Consider the following 16,967-nt stretch of genomic DNA (forward strand, 5'->3'; position numbering starts at 1 on the left):
TTCACGCCCGGCGACCAGCGGGGAGCGTTCGTCCGGATTTCACTCTTGCCCGCTGCCCTAATTCACCTGTACGCCAAGGGGTGACTCGCCTGCCCGGGCTTGTTAAACGGCCCCATCGAACGCGCCAGCGGAGAGTGTCTTGGAAGTTGAGAATACAAATCTAGAGGGTGTCAAAGTCCTGATACCGAACCGTTTCGGAGATGAACGCGGGTTCTTCTCGGAAAGCTGGAGTCGTCGTGTGATGGCCGACCATGGCCTCGACTACGATTGGGTGCAGGACAATCATTCTCTTTCCGCAAGGAAAGCGACGGTGCGCGGATTGCATTTCCAGGCGCCGCCCCATGCGCAGGACAAACTTGTCCGCTGTGGCCGCGGGGCGCTTTATGATGTGGCAGTGGATATCCGCAAGGGATCACCCACCTACGGGCAGGCTTTTGGCACGGTCCTCAGCGCCGAAAATGGCAAGCAATTGCTGGTCCCTAAAGGCTTTCTGCACGGATTTTCAACGCTCGAGCCGGACACCGAAATCATCTACAAATGCTCGGATTACTACGCACCGGAATGCGATGGTGCTGTGCGCTTCGATTCCCCGGATCTCGACATCAATTGGCAGCTTGACGGTGCAGAACCGGTGTTGAGCGCAAAAGACGCCGCCGCCCCCCGTTTCGCGGATTTCGACAGCCCGTTTACCTTTGAAGGAGCCAGCGCATGAAACTGATCGTCACCGGCGGTGCAGGTTTTATCGGCTCGGCGGTCGTGCGCCAGGCTGTTCGCGACGGCCATCAAGTCGTCAATCTCGACGCGCTCACCTATGCCGCCTGCCTCGACAATGTGGCGTCGGTCGCCAGTGATCCCAACTACGCTTTTGAACATGTCGATATCCGCGACCGCGCCGCGCTGGACCGGGTTTTTGCCACGCACAAACCCGATGCGGTGATGCATCTCGCCGCCGAAAGCCATGTGGACCGTTCCATCGACGGCCCCGGCGATTTTATCGAAACCAATATCACCGGCACCTATAACATGCTCGAAGCGGCGCGCGCCTATTGGATCGCCGAAGGCAAACCCGACAGGTTCCGCTTCCACCACATCTCGACCGATGAGGTATTCGGGACCCTGGGTGACGAAGGACAGTTCACCGAAGACACGCCCTATGCGCCCAATTCACCCTATTCGGCGTCCAAGGCCGCCAGCGATCACTTGGTCCGCGCCTGGGCAGAAACCTACGGCCTGCCCATCGTGATGACCAATTGCTCGAACAATTACGGGCCATTCCACTTCCCCGAGAAGCTCATCCCGGTGGTCATCCTGAACGCGCTTGGCGGCAAACCGATCCCGGTCTATGGCAAAGGCGAAAACGTGCGTGATTGGCTCTATGTCGAGGATCATGCCGATGCGCTGCTGACGGTGCTGCAAAAGGGTGAGCTTGGCCGGAGCTACAATATCGGCGGCGAAAACGAGGCCAAGAACATCGATATCGTGAAGATGATCTGCGCAATCCTCGACGAAAAACGCCCCGCCGCTGCGCCTTATGCGGAACAGATCACCTACGTGACCGACCGCCCCGGCCACGATCTGCGCTACGCCATTGACCCCACCCGTATCGCGACCGAACTGGGCTGGCGCCCCTCTGTGACACTGGAACAAGGCCTTGAAAAGACCGTAGAATGGTATCTGGAGAACGAAGACTGGTGGCGCGCCCTGCAATCGCGCGCGGGCGTGGGCGAGCGTCTGGGCAAAACCGGCTAATCAATCCCGCACGGGCGAAGGACAGGCAATGACGATTCTCGTGTTTGGCAAAAACGGTCAAGTGGCGACCGAACTGGCTCCGCTCCAAGATGTGCTTTGCCTGGATCGTGAGCAGGCAGATCTGACCGACCCATCCGCCTGCGCGACCTTGATCGCCTCGCATCGACCCGCGGCTGTTATCAATGCCGCGGCCTACACTGCCGTCGACAAGGCCGAATCCGAGGAAGAGCTGGCAACACGCATCAATGGCGACACCCCCGGCGCGATGGCTCGCGCCTGCGCCGAGCTGGCGATCCCGTTTGTGCATATCTCGACCGACTACGTTTTCGAGGGCGGCGGCACCGCACCCTGGAGACCAGACGACACAACCGGACCCCTTGGCGCTTATGGCCGCACCAAACTCGAAGGGGAGGAGGCGATCCGCGCGGCTGGCGGTGTCTACGCGATCCTGCGGACGTCCTGGGTCGTCTCGGCTCATGGCAACAATTTCGTCAAGACAATGCTGCGCCTTGGCGCCGAGCGTGATCGCCTGACCATCGTCGCCGATCAGATCGGCGGGCCAACACCCGCGCGCGACATTGCCAAGGCCTGCCACAAGATGGCGCGGGCTCTGATGGCCGATCCGTCCAAAACCGGCACCTATCACTTCTCGGGCAGCCCTGACGTAAGTTGGGCCGATTTCGCCCGCGAGATCTTTGCGCAGGCCGGGATCACCTCCGAGGTGGCGGATATCCCCACCTCGGACTATCCCACACCGGCCATGCGGCCGCTGAATTCCCGGATGGATTGCAGCACTCTTGCCACCGCCTTTGGCATCGCCCGGCCGGATTGGCGCCTGGGTCTCGCCGAAATCCTGAGCGATCTGAACGCTGCCGGAACCTGACATTGCAGCCCCAACAAAGGGACCTCCTCACATGACACAACGCAAAGGCATCATTCTGGCGGGCGGCTCGGGCACAAGGCTCTATCCGATTACCAAAGGCGTGTCGAAGCAGCTTCTGCCGATCTATGACAAGCCGATGATCTACTACCCGCTGAGCGTCTTGATGCTGTCGGGGATCCGCGAGATCGCGCTCATCACCACGCCGCAGGATCAGGACCAGTTCAAACGGATGCTGGGCGATGGCAGCCAATGGGGTCTTTCGTTCACCTATATCGTGCAGCCCTCGCCCGATGGGCTGGCGCAGGCCTTTATCCTGGCCGAGGATTTCCTCGGCGGGGCGCCGTCAACGCTTGTTCTGGGCGACAACATCTTCTTTGGCCATGGCTTGCCAAACTTGCTGGCCGAGGCGGACAAGAAAGCAACCGGCGGCACAGTGTTTGGCTATCAGGTCGCCGATCCCGAACGCTATGGGGTGGTCGATTTCGACAAGGATGGCACCGTGCGTGAGATTGTCGAAAAGCCCGAAGTGCCGCCGTCGAACCATGCGGTGACCGGGCTCTACTTTGTCGATGGCTCCGCACCGGAGAAGGCCAAACAAGTCAAACCCTCCGCCCGCGGTGAGCTTGAGATTACCTCCTTGCTGGAGATCTACCTCAAGGAAGGTACCTTGGACGTGCAACGCATGGGACGCGGCTATGCCTGGCTCGATACCGGGACCCACGGCAGCCTGCTCGACGCCGGAAACTTCGTCCGCACGATCCAGAAACGCCAGGGTCAGCAGATCGGCTGCCCCGAAGAGATCGCTTATGAAATGGGGTTCATCACCCGGGAACAGTTGATGGCTGAAGCCGAGCAATACATGAAGAATGACTACGGCAAGTATCTGAAAAAGCTCTGAAAAATCCGGGCATCCGCAGGATGTCAGTCAGAACCAGATCTCAAAGACGTTGATTCCGTACGTTATCCAAGCCGTAAGCCGTTTCTGATTTTGCCCCTTCGCCCTAGACGAAGACAAAGTCATCCGCGTTGAGGTGACCAAAGCGCAGCCCGTCCAGCCGGATCGAACTGTCGTCGCCGGTGTCGATCACAACGCCCCAATGGGTGTTTCTTGCGGCATCGCGAACGTCCTCGAAACTGTTCAACGTGCTGACGCCGCTCAAGTCGATATGCTCCCAGGTGTTGCGTGCTGCAAAGTCGCGGATCCGGTCGTGCCCATGGCCGTCGGCGAAAACGAAAACATCCGCATGGTGACCACCGATCAGGATATCGTCGCCCTCGCCACCTTCGAGCGTATCCGAATGCCAGCCACCGTTCAGCTTGTCATTGCCTTCCCCGCCACTTAGCAGATCGTTGCCATTACCACCGAAAACCGTGTCATTATCCGCCCCGCCGTCAAGCTCGTCGTTGCCATTCTTGCCGTTGATAAAGTCTCTCCCGCCATTGCCGGCGACGGTGTCTTCTGACTTGCCGCCAATGATCGTGTTCCCCGCATCGTTCCCCGTGATCTGACCACCGGAATTGCTGCTGAAGATCTTTTCGACATTGATGACGACGTTTCCGCCAATGGCAGCAGGGTCTTGCCCGGCTTCGATCAAGGTGACCGACAGGTTGCCGTTGTAATTGCTGAAATCCGCGATATCGAACTGCTCGCCGCCATCCAGCAGGTTGTCACCGGAAAGTACGATAAGCTTGTCGCGTCCAAACCCACCGAAAAGCGCGTCATCGCCCAAACCGCTTACCAGCCGGTCCGCCCCGTTGCCACCGTCGAGCGTATCAGAACCCCCCAGGCTATAGAGCCTGTCGGCACCGTTGCCGCCAAAAACCGAAGAATCTCCGCTATAGCTGGTCAGCACATCGGCGCCGCCCATACCGAAGATGGTACCCTCACCACCGCTGATCCGGTTGCCGAGATGGTTGCCCTCTACGATGACGTTGTCCGGTGAGTTCGAAAAGCTGAAAGGCGCTCTGCCATTCACTTTGTAGATCGTTGGATCCGCCCCCTGGTCGCCGTAAATCTGGCGGATCCCGAGCTTGTCGTCATCCTGCAACTCCGAGTGGGTCACATCATCAGTCATGACCGAGTCACTGTCGACCGTGCCAAGACCCAAGGCGTTGCCAATCTCGCGCAGCAGAAGGCCGCGAAAGAGGTCGAGATCAAAATCGTAGAATTCTGCACGCCCCGGGCCATGATAGGTAGGTGCCGCGTTGATCTGAATGACACCGCCTTGTCCGTTACCGGATGCGTCCGGTATGAATTCCACCGTTAGTTCATCATCCGATGTGCCATCGAAATGGAAGCGAATGTCAGGCTGCTGCCGCGAATTGCTTTCCGAGGGGTCGGGGATCTTCAGGAACTCCACATCGCCATAGGTCGACCATTCGCGAAAGGCCCGCAAAATCTCCGGTTCCCGGTCGATGTCATTGGGCCAAGGATCAGGATCACCTCCCGGGTTTCCGACAGTGATACAGGCACAGATGGTGCCATCATCTTCGGGCAGTATCTCGGAATAACTCCAGGTGACGACCCCACCCGGCGTCCCCATCGCCGGATATCCCCATTTCCATCCCAAAATATTGGGCATACCAATCACTCCACTCCAAAAATCGACCGAAAAAGGATTCGATACAACTTTTAGGTTAGTGGTTTACTTCTTTGTACTCAATGGTTTCGCCGAAATCGCTTTGCCTGCGTGACACTACGTCGCTAGACGCCGAAAAAGGGCGCAAAAGCCAAGGTTGCCGCCTTCAAAGACCCATGCCGCGTGTCCAGAGCGCATTCAACCCTTGGCCCCTTGCCCCCGGTCGTAAACATCTTCGAGCCTGACAATATCGTCCTCGCCCAGGTAGCTGCCGGTCTGTACTTCGATCAGGACCATGGGGACCTTGCCGGGGTTTTCCATCCGGTGCACGGCACCAAGCGGGATATAGACGCTTTCGTTTTCCGAGACGAGTTTGACCTCGTCATTGATCGTCACCTTCGCGGTCCCGGCCACCACGATCCAGTGTTCGGCGCGGTGGTGATGGCTTTGCAGGCTCAGGATGCCACCAGGCTTCACCACGATCCTTTTGACCTGGAACCGATCACCCAGGGCCAGCGTCTCGAACATCCCCCAGGGGCGTTGATCCCACGGAAACTCGGTCGCCTGCTTGGCGTCCTTCTGCTTGAGCTGATCCACCACTTTTTTCACGTCTTGGGCGCGGGATTTGTCAGCGACCAGCACTGCATCGCGGGTTGAGACGACCATGACATCCGTAAGGCCCAGCCCGACAAGCTCGATGCCGTCATCTTCGGCGCGCAAGAGGCTGTTTGCGCAATCCACGGCGGTGGCGGTCCCATGTACCGCATTTCCGGTATCATCCGGGGCCATGTGGCGACTGACGGAGTCCCAATCGCCCAAGTCTGACCAGCCGCCGGTATAGGGGACAACCACCAGGTTATCGGCCTTTTCCATAACCGCGTAGTCGATCGAGATATCCTCGACCGCTGCCCAGGCCTCGGGGTCGATGCGGAAGAAGTCCAGATCGGGCTGGGTCTTTTCGACGGCTGCGCGGACTTGATCGACCAGGTGTGGGGCATGGGCATTGAATGCTGCCATGATACCTTTGACCGAAAACAGGAAGATCCCGCCATTCCAGAGATAATTGCCGCTTGCCAGCATCTTCTGCGCCGTCTTGCGGTCGGGTTTTTCGACAAACCGCGCCAGCGGGATTGGCCCCGTCGCGCTTGCGGGATCGGCGGTCAGCTCGAGATAGCCATAGGCCGTCTCGGGCCGGTCGGGGGCAATGCCGAAGGTGACCAGTTTGCCCGCTTCCGCCGCCTCTTTGCCCATCTGCACGGCGGTGGTGAAATCTGCAGAGCTGGGAATGATGTGATCCGATGGCGCGACCAGAAGAAGCCCCTCCGGGTTGCGCGCCTCCAGCCACAGTGCCGCAGCGAGGACCGCAGGCGCGGTGTTGCGCCCCTCGGGTTCGATCAGGACCGTGCCGTTCTCGACCCCCTCATCGCGCAACTGTTCGGTCGCGATAAACCGGAAATCGGACCCGGTGATGACGACGGGCGGCGTGTAATCCGGTCCCGACAGGCGATTGGCCGAAGCCTGGAACAGGCTCTGTTCACCGACGAGTTTGGTGAATTGCTTGGGATAGCTTTTGCGCGACAGGGGCCAAAGGCGCGTACCGGACCCACCGGCAAGCAAAACTGGGGTAATCTGGGTCAAACCGCTCTCTCCTCGCCAGGATCACACTTCTTTGGCGCACGCATAGCACGAAATCTCATGCGGCACAGCATCTGAACCCGCTGATATGGTTAATATATGGCGAATTTTTGGAAGTCTTGGTGCGTTCCGCTCAGCCACCGGCATGCAGCCAAAACCGCCTGCATTGGCTCATGGCCTTGAATGGACGTTCGGAACCTCGTCACGCGCGGAATCAAGGCCGTAGGCCGCCGCGCGATCGCCAGACCGCCCCCCGGGCTGGCGATTGGCTACCGTTGGCGCAACGCATTGAGGATTCAATCGCTTGGTTGAGATAAAGTGCGCGCCATACAGGATTGCTCGCCATCCCGCGGTCTGGCAATCGCACGGCTTGGTACCTATCCTGCAAATGTCCACCCAAGGCCAATTCGCCCGAGGAAGATAAAGCCAATCCTACCCTGCCCCCTAGGCACCGTGCCGCCGCCGTATCATATCGGGCCGCCCCGGCAGGGTCAGACGCGCATCGCCGCGCGGGGTCGAAGCGATCAGTTTGCCTTTGGCGATGACGTGCAGCCGGCTGGCCCTGAGCCGCACAGCTTCGATCGGATTACCGGCATCCAGAACCACGAGCGAGGCTCGCGCACCGACCGTCAAACCATAATCCTCCAACCCCATGATGGCGGCACTTTCGCTTGTGACCATGTCGAAACAAGCGCGCATCTCCTCGGGGCTCGACATCTGCGCCACGTGCAACCCCATGAAGGCCACATCGAGCATATCGCCGGTGCCCAGGCTGTACCACGGATCAAGCACACAATCCTGGCCGAACCCTACGCGGATACCCATCGCCCGCATCTCCTTCACCCGGGTCAGGCCACGGCGTTTCGGAAACGTGTCATGGCGCCCCTGGAGCATGATGTTGATAAGCGGGTTGGGGATGGCGGCAACTTCCGCCTCCGCCATCAGCGGCAGTAGTTTCGAGACATAGTAGTTATCCATCGAATGCATCGAGGTCAGGTGCGATCCCGCCACGCGCCCGTGCAGGCCCAACCGTTGCGTCTCATAGGCCAGCGCCTCGATATGACGGCTCATCGGGTCGTCGGTCTCGTCGCAATGCATGTCGACACGCAGGCCCCGGTCCGCAGCGATCTCGCACAGCTCCTTCACCGACGCGGCACCATCGGCCATCGTGCGTTCGAAATGTGGAATGCCGCCGACCACATCCACGCCCATGTCTAGCGCCCGGATCGTGTTTTCCCGTGCTGTTGGATCGCGGTAAAACCCATCCTGCGGAAAGGCCACCAGTTGCAGGTCGATGTAATCGCGGACCTTCTCGCGCACGTCCAGAAGCGCCTCGACCCCCAACAACCGGTCATCGCAGGTGTCCACATGGCTGCGGATATGAAGCAACCCCATGCTCGCCGCCCAATCACAATAGGCGAGCGCCCGCTCGACAACCTCGTCCTGGGTCATGACCTCTTTCAACTCACCCCAGAGGCCGATCCCTTCGAGCAATGTGCCCGAGGCGTTGATACGCGGGATGCCATAGGACTGCGTCGCATCCAGATGGAAATGCGGATCAACGAAAGGCGGGCTGACCAGATCGCCACTGGCGTCGATCACCTCGCCCGCCTCGGCGTCGATCTGACCCACCTCGGCAATCACATCGCCCTTGATCCCGATATCCGCCACCGTTCCATCGGGCAGCGTGCCGCCCTTGACAATCAGATCGAACATCAGCGTTCCCCCTTGTTGAACGGCACCATCAGCGCAGCAGGCACCTCGGCCCGGCGCGACATGACAATGAGCGCCAGTATGGACAGGAAATAGGGCATCATCAGGAAGATTTGATAGGGTACGTTGGCCCCCAAAGGCGTTTGCTGGATACGGATTTGCAGCGCGTCGAAAGCGGCAAAGAGGATCGCCCCCAAAAGCGCCTTGCCCGGCCGCCATGCCCCGAAGACCACCAGCGCGATGCAGATCCACCCGCGTCCGTTGACCATCTCGAAGAAGAAGCTGTCAAACGCCGACATGGTCAGAAAGGCACCCCCCACGGCCATCAACCCGCTGCCCACGATCACCGCACCCATGCGTATACCGGTGACTGACAGGCCCTGCGCCGCCACGGCGGACGGGTTTTCACCCGCGGCGCGCAAGGCGAGGCCCAAGGGCGTGCGGTAGAGCACGACCGACACCACGATCACAAGGATGAAGGCCAAGTAGGTCATCGGCGTCTGCGCAAAGAGTGCAGGCCCAACCAGCGGAATGTCGGACAGGATCGGGATTTCAAACGGTTGGAACGCCTCGATCTTTGGCGGGCTGGTGACCTCTGGCAGGGCCAATCGGTAGGCATAGTAGGTCAGCGACGTCGCCAACAGCGTCACCCCCAATCCCACGACGTGCTGCGAGAGGCCAAAGGGCACGGTCAGGGTAGAATGCACGAGGCCAAACATCATCCCCACGACCATCGCAACGCAGACCCCGCCCCAAAGGCCCATCCCGGAATAGACCGCCATCCACCCGGCAAAGGCGCCCGCGACCATGATCCCCTCGATCCCGAGGTTCAGCACCCCCGCGCGTTCGCAGATCAATTCCCCCAGCGTGGCGAAGATCAGCGGGCTCGCGATGCGGATCGCGGCGGTCCAGAAACTGGCGGAGAGGAGGATTTCGAAAATATCCATGCCGCTACTCCCGAACCACGCGGAACCGCGTCAGCATGATCGCCAGCACCATCAACAAAAGCGCCGTGGCCAGCATGATATCGGCCAGGTATGTGGGCACTCCCACCGCGCGGCTCATACTGTCGGCACCCACGAAGATGCCCGCCACGAAGAGGGCTGCGGCGACAACGGCCAGCGGATTCAAGAGCGCGAGCATAGCGACGATGATGCCGGTGTAGCCAAAGCCGGGCGACAGGTCCAAGGTCAGGTTGCCCTTGAGCCCCGCCGCCTCCGAGAAACCGGCAAGTGCGGCCAACCCACCCGAAAGCAACGCGGTCTTGATAAGAACTTTGTTCACCGGAATGCCCGCGAATTTCGCAGCGTCGCGGTTCAGCCCCACGGCGCGCATCTCGTATCCCAGCGTTGTGCGCCGTTCGATCACCCAGACCACCACGGCGGCAATCAGGGCCAGCGCGAAACCCCAGTGCAGCCTGAGCCCGTCAAAGATGCGCGGCAGCCGCGCCTCGGGGATCAGCCGCGCCGATTTAGGCCAGCCCATGCCCATCGGATCCTTCAAAGGCCCTTCCAGCAGCATCGAGATGAACAGCAGGAAGATGAAATTGAAAAGGAGCGTGGTCACCACTTCATCGACGCCAAACCGCACCTTCAAGAGCGCCGGCACCAGCAGCACAACCGCCCCGGCCAGCATCGCAAGGATAGCCAGCGTCGGCAGGAGTAGCCCCGAGGGCCAGCCCAGCGCCCCGGTGCCCAGAACCACCGTGATGAGGGCACCCGCATAAAGCTGCGCCTCGGCCCCGATGTTCCAGAGCTTGGCGCGAAACGCGACCGCCACGGCCAACCCGGTGAATATCAGCGGCGTGGCGCGGTTCAAGGTTTCCAGAAGCGCGAATTTCGACCCGGCCGCACCGTGCAGGATCAGCCCGAGGACCGAAAACGGATTGGCCCCGGCCACCATCGCCAGCAGGGACGCGATAATCACCGTCGCCGCAATGGCCATGAAAGGCAGCGTGAAGGACCGGGCCAGCGATGGATTGGCAATGGGTTCAAGACGCATGAGCGACCTCGCCGTCAAATCCATGGCCTGCCATCCAAACACCAAGTTCGGCGGGCGTCATCGACCCGCGCGGAAACTCGGGCGACAGTCGCCCTTCGGAAATCACGTGGATCACGTCCGAGAGCCTCATGATCTCATCCAGATCCTCGGAGATCAGCAGCACCGCCGCCCCCTGATCGCGGGCCTCCAAGAGCCGTGAGTGAACATAGTTTACCGCGCCGATATCGAGGCCCCGTACCGGCTGATTGGCGAGGATGATCCGCGGTCCTGCCTCCAGCACCCGTCCGAGGATCAGTTTCTGCATGTTGCCACCGGACAAGAGCCTGATCCGTGTGCCAGGACCGGGGCAGCGCACATCATAGGTGTCGATCACCTCGCGGGTAAAGGCCTCCGCCCGGGACCAGTTCATCCAGCCCCGGCGGCTGAACGGCGCATCCCTGTAACTTTCCAGGATCGCGTTTTCGGTCAGGTCGAAATCAGCGATGGTGCCGGTCTTGTGCCGGTCTTCGGGGATACGCGCGATCCCGCTTTGGACCGCCTCGCGCGGCGTCCAATTTGGGTGGCTTTCCTCAGCGAGCATCAATGTACCGCTTTCGGGTTGCGTCAGTCCCCCGATAAGATCCGCCAGCGCGGCCTGTCCATTACCTGACACGCCGGCAAGCCCGGTAATCTGCCCGGCCCGCAGATCCAGCGTGACGTCTTTCAGCCCCGGTGCATTCCCCCGGTCCGGCGTGCCGACGGCGCGCAGGCTCATCAGCGCATCTCCGGCCTTTGACGGGGCAACCTCGGGCGCGGCCACTTCGGAGCCCACCATCAGGGCCGCCAGCTTGTGCTTGTCCACATCCTCGATGCGTTCTTCGGCGACCAGTTTCCCATGCCGCAGGATCAACACCCGGTCCGAGATCGCCATCACCTCATGCAGCTTGTGCGAGATGAAAACAATCGACAGCCCCTTCGCCACCGCTTCGCGCAGAGTTTCGAAAAGGTCGTCGGTTTCCTGCGGCGTGAGCACCGCCGTGGGTTCATCAAGGATCAGAATGCGCGCGTCCCGATAGAGCGCCTTGAGGATTTCGACCCGCTGCCGTTCGCCCACGGTCAGCGCGCCAACCCGTGCGTCGGGGTCGACAGACAAGCGGAAATCCTCGGCCAGCTTCAGGATCTTCGCCCGCGCCGCCGCCCGGTCCAGCCCGGGCCGCCACAAGGATTGCGTCCCGAGCGTCACGTTCTCCAGAACGCTCATGTTGTCGGCGAGGGTGAAATGCTGATGCACCATACCCACGCCTGCATCGAGCGCGGCGCGCGGGTTGCCCGGCGGCAGCTCGGCGCCGAACACCTCCACGGTGCCCTCATCGGCCGTGTACTGACCGAACAGGATGTTCATCAACGTGGTCTTGCCCGCGCCGTTTTCACCCAGAAGGGCAATCACCTCGCCGCGGTGCAAGGACAGGCTGACCGCATCATTCGCGGTCAGCGCACCAAATCGTTTCGTGATATTGCTGAGGCGCAGGACGACCTGCGCGTCGTCCTGGCTCATCATTTACGAGGATTTCGGCTCTTCGTCGTTGATCTCGGTGACGTAGGCGCCCGACTTGATTTCCTCGGTGCGCTTGGCCACCAGATCGAGCGCCTCTTGCGGCACCTTGCCTTCGAACGTACCGAGCGGCGCCAATGAGCAGCCACCTTCCTTCATGAAGGAATAGGTGCCGTAATCAGCGGCGGCGAAGGACCCGTCCTGCACCTTGGCGATGGCCGCGTCCAATGTCGGCTCAAAATGCCAAATCGCCGAAGCCACGACCGTTTCGGGGTAATCGGCCTGCGTGTCGATCACGTTGCCGATGGCGAGAATGCCCTTTTCTTGCGCCGCGTCCGACACGCCGAAGCGTTCGGCATAAAGCAGGTCGGCGCCGTTTTCGATCATGGCAAAGGCGGTTTCCTTGGCCTTGGGCGGATCGAACCAGGAGCCGATGAAGCTCACCTGGAAGGTGGCGTCGGGTTTCATCTCGCGGACACCGGCCATGAACGCATGCATCAGGCGGTTCACTTCGGGGATGGGGAAGCCGCCGACCATGCCGATATTGGCGCTTTCGGTCATGGCCCCGGCGATGATGCCCGACAGGTAGGACGCGTCCTGGATGTAGTTGTCGAAAACCGAGAAATTCGGCAGCGCGGGGTCTTCCTTGAAGCTCGACCCCATCAGGAAGGCGATATCGGGATACTCCGCCGCCACTTCACGGGCCTCCTGCTCGGCACCGAAGACCTCGCCGATGATGAGCTTGTGACCCTGCTCGGCATATTCGCGCATCACGCGGGTGTAGTCCGTATTGCTGACATTTTCAGAATAGGTATAGCTGATATCGCCGCGATCTTGCGCTGTCACCGCCGCCTGGTGGATACGGCTGACCCATTGCTGTTCGACCGGCACAGTATAGATGCCAGCTGTCTTGATCGGATCGGCCGCAAGCAAGCGCGTCGGCGCACCGGCAACCAGCGTGGCCCCCGCCGTGGTTCCCAGAAATGCCCGCCGTGACATCGGCGCGAAGTTTGTCCGTTTCATGTGATTTTCTCCCGGTTGATTGTTATTTTTTACCAGTTGGTAAAACTTTATCCGCGAAATTGCAAAGAAAAATGATTCCACCAGGCTTCGTTATAGGCATTGCGCCCTAAGCTGCATATGTCCGAATACGCCGCATCGCAGGTCTTTTTCGCAGAGGTGCATTCGCGTGTTGGCCTAGGGTCCGTGATGGCCTTAAACTCATGGGTGACAGCCTATCCGCGCGAGCAACCGGGAGATGCCGATGAAGCTGAAGAAGAACCAGCAGGACAGCGAGTTTCTGACGCAGGACCAGACCGAAACCTTGGCCGGGCTGTCACGCGAATTACACCGGCTGAACCGACATAGGTTCATTCGGATGCATAATTCGCTTTGGCGGTTGTTGACCTTCAACTTCATGCGCGGGATGGCTTTTGGCCTCGGTTCCGTCGTCGGCGCGACTGCACTGTTATCGGTGGTGGTCTATTGGCTCGCCCATCTCGACTGGATACCGCTCATCGGGGATTGGCTCGGCCAACTGGCCGACCAGATTGATCCGAACCGGCAAGGCCCCTACAGCACTGACAATTATAACCCTGATAATTAAGGGTTATTTTACCAAGATCGCCAATATAAATTGATTAGGGCCGCGGATTGGGGCCTACTGCGTTGGGGCAGTTTTTGGATTGGTACGATGTTGTTACTCGCAGGCCTCATGGGCGTCTTGGCGATCGGTGCGACCGCTCTCGTTTGGTTCGAAACTTCGAGCCGGCGCAGGGCGGATCAAGATGCGGATACGCCTCATCCCTCACCCACCGAAGCCGAAAACAAAACCGTCGAAGACACCGCGGACGGAGGCGACGAGGATTTGATCGAGCTGGCCGCTGATTTGGCCGAAGCCGTCCCGATGACCCCCCCAGCAACACATGTCCATGAAATGGATGACCCCTTCATGGGCGGCGGTTGGTTGCTCGACGACGAGGATGAAGACGACGATACGGCGGACGACGACGTGGTTGGGTCTGTAGGTACGATTGGCGTCGTCAATGACACACCCGTTTTCTTCGACGCCGCGTTGTCGGAAGAACTGGCAGAGACGACCGAGACCGAAGAGGCCGCGTCAGATACCCTGCATCCGGCGTTGATGCAGCAGCACCAGGAAAACGTCGCGGATTTCTTGCCGGATCGTGACAGGCTCGTTGTGGTTTTCGACGATACCGCGGATCCGGATCCGGAACTTGGCGTCGAAACCGACGGTGTCAGCAGCCATGTCACGCTGAACGGTGTCCGGATCGCGACCGTCGACGTGAGCGAGGGGCTGACCCTGGAGCATATCGCCCTCGTGCCGGAAAGCGGCCTGCATGGCCAGGACTATGCCACAACGGAAAGTGCCGCCGCCTGAACCTGCACCGGCATTTTTGCTTTTCTTTCCGCGGAATATCTCCTATACGCGCGCATCTCTCGAGGGAATCCTTCGGGAGACATCTCCATAGGACCCTGCTGGACGACATCCCGGCTTGCGCCCTTCACCCCTTTTGAACAAGGAGACCCCGATGTCGATTACTGTTGAAGAAAAAGCCCGCGTCATGAAGGAATTCGCGACCAAGGAAGGCGACACCGGATCGCCCGAAGTACAGGTTGCCGTTCTGACATCGCGCATCAACACGCTGACCGAACACTTCAAGACCCACAAGAAAGACAACCACGGTCGTCGTGGTCTGCTGAAGATGGTCGCACAGCGTCGTAAGCTTCTGGACTACCTGAAAGGCAAGGAAGAGGCGCGTTACCGCGACCTTATCAAACGCCTGGGCATCCGCCGCTAAGCCGGTCCAAGCGAAGATTTCAAACCGCGTCCCGCGTTGAACCCGGGGCGCGGTTTTCTTTTTTGGGGCGTGGTGATCGGCAAGATCGACGCCACCAACTGACCCAAGCCAGCAGCATGACCTTGGCTGTTGCAAAGGGCCTCCGCCGAGAAGCAGCGGAAAACTTTCGGCCTTTGTTGGTTTAAGGCACCAAACCCAGCCGGGAATCAACTCCCGCCATTGCGTGTCATCGGCCCAAGCGACGATGGCGGCACCAGCCCTATCGGAGGGCGCTTCGTCCGCCAAGTTCAGACCTGAATTCTCACGCCTCGTGCCGGTTCGTCCACAACTCCCATTGGAAGCGGGTGCGCACGCCCAGGTCGAGAAACGGACGGGGCGGCAGCATCTCTGGTTCGCCCAGGCTTTGCATGTCCGCGATCAAGGGGTTCTCCCGCCCCGTAGCCATATCCGCCGCCAGAATGCCGCCGAACGTCCCCTTGGTCACCCCAACCGCGTTCTGGCACACGGCGGACCAGATGTTGGGGGCAAGTTGCCCAAAGCCTGGCGCGCCGTTGCGCGACAGGCAGACAATCCCGCTCCATGTATGCTCCATTTCCACCGCCGGCAACATCGGGAAGCGTTGGTCAAAGAGCCGCTTGTGCCGGCGTTTCACCGCGGCCTGCTCGGCCACCGATACACGCTGACCAGGACAATAGCTCAGGCCCTGCCGGATGAGGATACGGTTGTCGTTGGTATAGCGCATGGTGATGCCCGCGAAGGCATTGACCGGCGTCAGACCCCAGGGCACAGCGACGCCATAGGCGCGCTGTTCGTCCTCGGTCAGGCGCCGCGACAGGCTGGCATGGGCCACGAGGTGCAGGAAACGCCGCGGGAAAAACCCGAACTGCTCGGAAAAGCCGTTTGCCGCCATAATGAGTTTCGGCGCGCGCACCGACCCACCGGGCGTGGTAAACTGCACTCCGTTTTCAAACTGCGCCGCCGTCACCGGTGTGTTCTCGAAAAGCGTGACATTCTCCGGGAGATGATCCGCCAACCCCCGCGTCAGCGCCGCAGGGTTCATCAACACACAACCGGGCGTATAGACCGCGGCGGTGAAATGATCGGACCCGAGCTTGGCGCGCAATGCGTCGCCTTCAATCCATGTGAAGGGTTCGTTGAGCGCCTCCAACTCCTTGACGAAGGGCTCCAGCACGTCGCGCGTACCGCGGGGCGAGACGGCAGTATGGTACTTGCCGTCACGGGACCAGTCGCAGGCGATGCCATGGTCATTGACCGCGTCTTCGAGATGGTCGATGGCCATCCGGGCCAGGCGCATGAACCGGTGCGATCCCTCAAGCTCATCCAGCGACGAGCCAACATTATGCGGCAGGTCGATGCCAAAGCCCGAATTCCGGCCTGACGCATTCTCACCGGCCTGACCGGCATCCAGCAAGACGATATGCTGATCCGGACAATTCTGCGCCAACCGCCGCGCCGCCGCCAGGCCGGCATATCCCGCGCCGAGCACGATCCAGTCGGCGGTGACATCCCGCGCGACCGCAGGTTTCGGCATCCGTTCCGGCAGGACCGCACTCCAGCCGTTGGTCTTGTCATCCTTTGGAAGGCGGTTAATCTTCATCGTCATGTCCCTCCGCCCAGTTTGCCGGTTCAATCGCGTAGAAAAGAAGCGCATGTTCCGCGATATAGGTGAGCTCCGTCCCATCCGGCAGCCAGATACATTCCATCGGGCCCGCCACCAGATCACCTTCTGCGGTCCGAATGGTCAGCGCCCCTTCAAGGACCAGGATCACCTCGTCATAACGGATCGTCCACGGGATTTCGGCGTCCTTCATACGGACAAACCCGCTGCCCAGGCGCGTGCCATCACCATCCTTGCCCGTCACGACCGATACCTGTGCCATCTCGCCATATTCAAATCGCGGCACGAACGCCGCCTTAGACAAGGATGCGACGCGTGCGGGTGCTTTGCTGGTCATCTGCGGAGCCCTCCCAAAGATATTGACGCAAAACATACAGCCCTGTATTGATCCATGCAACCCTGTATGGAAATCGCC

At 60.4% G+C, this 16,967-nt stretch carries 16 protein-coding genes; 7 read left to right on the forward strand and 9 right to left on the reverse strand.

All coding sequences use genetic code 11. The features are described from left to right. Positions 1 to 139: 139 nt before the first annotated feature. Genes rfbC through rfbA form a run of 4 tightly spaced genes read left to right on the forward strand, consistent with a single transcriptional unit; the run spans position 140 to position 3,530 of the window. Positions 140 to 712 carry a dTDP-4-dehydrorhamnose 3,5-epimerase gene (rfbC, locus tag RBB29_RS04860; RefSeq protein WP_306113047.1) on the forward strand — a complete coding sequence of 191 codons (573 nt, stop codon included), beginning with the start codon at positions 140 to 142 and terminating at the stop codon, positions 710 to 712. After that, a complete protein-coding gene (gene rfbB, locus RBB29_RS04865) occupies positions 709 to 1,749 on the forward strand; it encodes a dTDP-glucose 4,6-dehydratase (RefSeq protein ID WP_306113048.1) in 1,041 nt (346 codons plus the stop codon). Before rfbC ends, rfbB begins: the two co-directional genes overlap by 4 nt. 28 nt (positions 1,750 to 1,777) lie before the next feature. Then, positions 1,778 to 2,632, forward strand: coding sequence for a dTDP-4-dehydrorhamnose reductase (gene rfbD / locus RBB29_RS04870; protein WP_306113049.1), 855 nt, complete (start codon positions 1,778 to 1,780; stop codon positions 2,630 to 2,632). Positions 2,633 to 2,663: 31 nt separating this feature from the next. Continuing rightward, complete coding sequence (gene rfbA / locus RBB29_RS04875; RefSeq protein ID WP_306113050.1) at positions 2,664 to 3,530, forward strand: glucose-1-phosphate thymidylyltransferase RfbA; 867 nt, start codon at positions 2,664 to 2,666, stop codon at positions 3,528 to 3,530. A 103-nt stretch (positions 3,531 to 3,633) separates the two neighbouring features. Here the strand turns inward: rfbA and RBB29_RS04880 are convergent, their stop codons facing one another. The 7 genes from RBB29_RS04880 to RBB29_RS04910 all read right to left on the reverse strand — a co-directional run bounded on the left by RBB29_RS04880 (position 3,634) and on the right by RBB29_RS04910 (position 13,114). Continuing rightward, a complete protein-coding gene (locus tag RBB29_RS04880) occupies positions 3,634 to 5,214 on the reverse strand; it encodes a matrixin family metalloprotease (protein ID WP_306113051.1) in 1,581 nt (526 codons plus the stop codon). Positions 5,215 to 5,409: 195 nt separating this feature from the next. Further along, the gene (locus RBB29_RS04885; protein ID WP_306113052.1) at positions 5,410 to 6,849 is read right to left on the reverse strand and encodes a mannose-1-phosphate guanylyltransferase/mannose-6-phosphate isomerase; all 1,440 of its coding nucleotides are present in this window, start codon (positions 6,847 to 6,849) and stop codon (positions 5,410 to 5,412) included. A gap of 441 nt (positions 6,850 to 7,290) precedes the next feature. Further along, complete coding sequence (locus tag RBB29_RS04890) at positions 7,291 to 8,562, reverse strand: amidohydrolase family protein (RefSeq protein WP_306113053.1); 1,272 nt, start codon at positions 8,560 to 8,562, stop codon at positions 7,291 to 7,293. Continuing rightward, positions 8,562 to 9,506, reverse strand: coding sequence for an ABC transporter permease (locus RBB29_RS04895; RefSeq protein ID WP_306113054.1), 945 nt, complete (start codon positions 9,504 to 9,506; stop codon positions 8,562 to 8,564). Before RBB29_RS04895 ends, RBB29_RS04890 begins: the two co-directional genes overlap by 1 nt. Before the next feature lie 4 nt (positions 9,507 to 9,510). Continuing rightward, positions 9,511 to 10,560: an ABC transporter permease gene (locus RBB29_RS04900; RefSeq protein ID WP_306113055.1), complete on the reverse strand. Its 1,050-nt coding sequence runs from the start codon at positions 10,558 to 10,560 to the stop codon at positions 9,511 to 9,513. Beyond that, positions 10,550 to 12,097 carry an ABC transporter ATP-binding protein gene (locus RBB29_RS04905; RefSeq protein WP_306113056.1) on the reverse strand — a complete coding sequence of 516 codons (1,548 nt, stop codon included), beginning with the start codon at positions 12,095 to 12,097 and terminating at the stop codon, positions 10,550 to 10,552. Before RBB29_RS04905 ends, RBB29_RS04900 begins: the two co-directional genes overlap by 11 nt. Next, positions 12,098 to 13,114, reverse strand: a complete 1,017-nt coding sequence (locus tag RBB29_RS04910) for a BMP family protein (RefSeq protein ID WP_306113057.1) — start codon at positions 13,112 to 13,114, stop codon at positions 12,098 to 12,100. A 241-nt stretch (positions 13,115 to 13,355) separates the two neighbouring features. Here RBB29_RS04910 and RBB29_RS04915 point away from each other — a divergent pair, with 241 nt between their 5' ends. The 3 genes from RBB29_RS04915 to rpsO all read left to right on the forward strand — a co-directional run bounded on the left by RBB29_RS04915 (position 13,356) and on the right by rpsO (position 14,913). Next, a complete protein-coding gene (locus RBB29_RS04915) occupies positions 13,356 to 13,697 on the forward strand; it encodes a DUF5665 domain-containing protein (protein ID WP_306113058.1) in 342 nt (113 codons plus the stop codon). 87 nt (positions 13,698 to 13,784) lie between these two features. Beyond that, positions 13,785 to 14,492 carry a hypothetical protein gene (locus tag RBB29_RS04920; protein ID WP_306113059.1) on the forward strand — a complete coding sequence of 236 codons (708 nt, stop codon included), beginning with the start codon at positions 13,785 to 13,787 and terminating at the stop codon, positions 14,490 to 14,492. 151 nt (positions 14,493 to 14,643) lie between these two features. Beyond that, positions 14,644 to 14,913 carry a 30S ribosomal protein S15 gene (gene rpsO, locus RBB29_RS04925; RefSeq protein WP_306113060.1) on the forward strand — a complete coding sequence of 90 codons (270 nt, stop codon included), beginning with the start codon at positions 14,644 to 14,646 and terminating at the stop codon, positions 14,911 to 14,913. Positions 14,914 to 15,214: 301 nt separating this feature from the next. On the opposite strand, the gene RBB29_RS04930 is transcribed toward rpsO, so the two are convergent. Then, a complete protein-coding gene (locus RBB29_RS04930) occupies positions 15,215 to 16,537 on the reverse strand; it encodes an FAD-binding oxidoreductase (RefSeq protein ID WP_306113061.1) in 1,323 nt (440 codons plus the stop codon). After that, positions 16,521 to 16,838 carry an ethanolamine utilization protein EutQ gene (locus RBB29_RS04935; protein ID WP_306113062.1) on the reverse strand — a complete coding sequence of 106 codons (318 nt, stop codon included), beginning with the start codon at positions 16,836 to 16,838 and terminating at the stop codon, positions 16,521 to 16,523. Before RBB29_RS04935 ends, RBB29_RS04930 begins: the two co-directional genes overlap by 17 nt. Positions 16,839 to 16,967 lie beyond the last annotated feature (129 nt).

The organism is Roseovarius sp. MMSF_3359 (genome assembly GCF_030733385.1).
GTDB lineage: Bacteria > Pseudomonadota > Alphaproteobacteria > Rhodobacterales > Rhodobacteraceae > Roseovarius.

Excerpts from the sequence above, each read along its gene's own strand:
- rfbD (WP_306113049.1), top strand. The coding sequence starts at position 1,778 with ATGACGATTCTCGTGTTTGGCAAAAACGGTCAAGTGGCGACCGAACTG.
- RBB29_RS04920 (WP_306113059.1), top strand. The coding sequence starts at position 13,785 with ATGTTGTTACTCGCAGGCCTCATGGGCGTCTTGGCGATCGGTGCGACC.
- RBB29_RS04915 (WP_306113058.1), top strand. The coding sequence starts at position 13,356 with ATGAAGCTGAAGAAGAACCAGCAGGACAGCGAGTTTCTGACGCAGGAC.
- RBB29_RS04905 (WP_306113056.1), bottom strand. The coding sequence starts at position 12,097 with ATGATGAGCCAGGACGACGCGCAGGTCGTCCTGCGCCTCAGCAATATC.
- RBB29_RS04930 (WP_306113061.1), bottom strand. The coding sequence starts at position 16,537 with ATGACGATGAAGATTAACCGCCTTCCAAAGGATGACAAGACCAACGGC.
- RBB29_RS04880 (WP_306113051.1), bottom strand. The coding sequence starts at position 5,214 with ATGCCCAATATTTTGGGATGGAAATGGGGATATCCGGCGATGGGGACG.
- RBB29_RS04910 (WP_306113057.1), bottom strand. The coding sequence starts at position 13,114 with ATGAAACGGACAAACTTCGCGCCGATGTCACGGCGGGCATTTCTGGGA.
- RBB29_RS04890 (WP_306113053.1), bottom strand. The coding sequence starts at position 8,562 with ATGTTCGATCTGATTGTCAAGGGCGGCACGCTGCCCGATGGAACGGTG.
- RBB29_RS04895 (WP_306113054.1), bottom strand. The coding sequence starts at position 9,506 with ATGGATATTTTCGAAATCCTCCTCTCCGCCAGTTTCTGGACCGCCGCG.
- rfbA (WP_306113050.1), top strand. The coding sequence starts at position 2,664 with ATGACACAACGCAAAGGCATCATTCTGGCGGGCGGCTCGGGCACAAGG.
- rpsO (WP_306113060.1), top strand. The coding sequence starts at position 14,644 with ATGTCGATTACTGTTGAAGAAAAAGCCCGCGTCATGAAGGAATTCGCG.
- RBB29_RS04900 (WP_306113055.1), bottom strand. The coding sequence starts at position 10,560 with ATGCGTCTTGAACCCATTGCCAATCCATCGCTGGCCCGGTCCTTCACG.
- rfbB (WP_306113048.1), top strand. The coding sequence starts at position 709 with ATGAAACTGATCGTCACCGGCGGTGCAGGTTTTATCGGCTCGGCGGTC.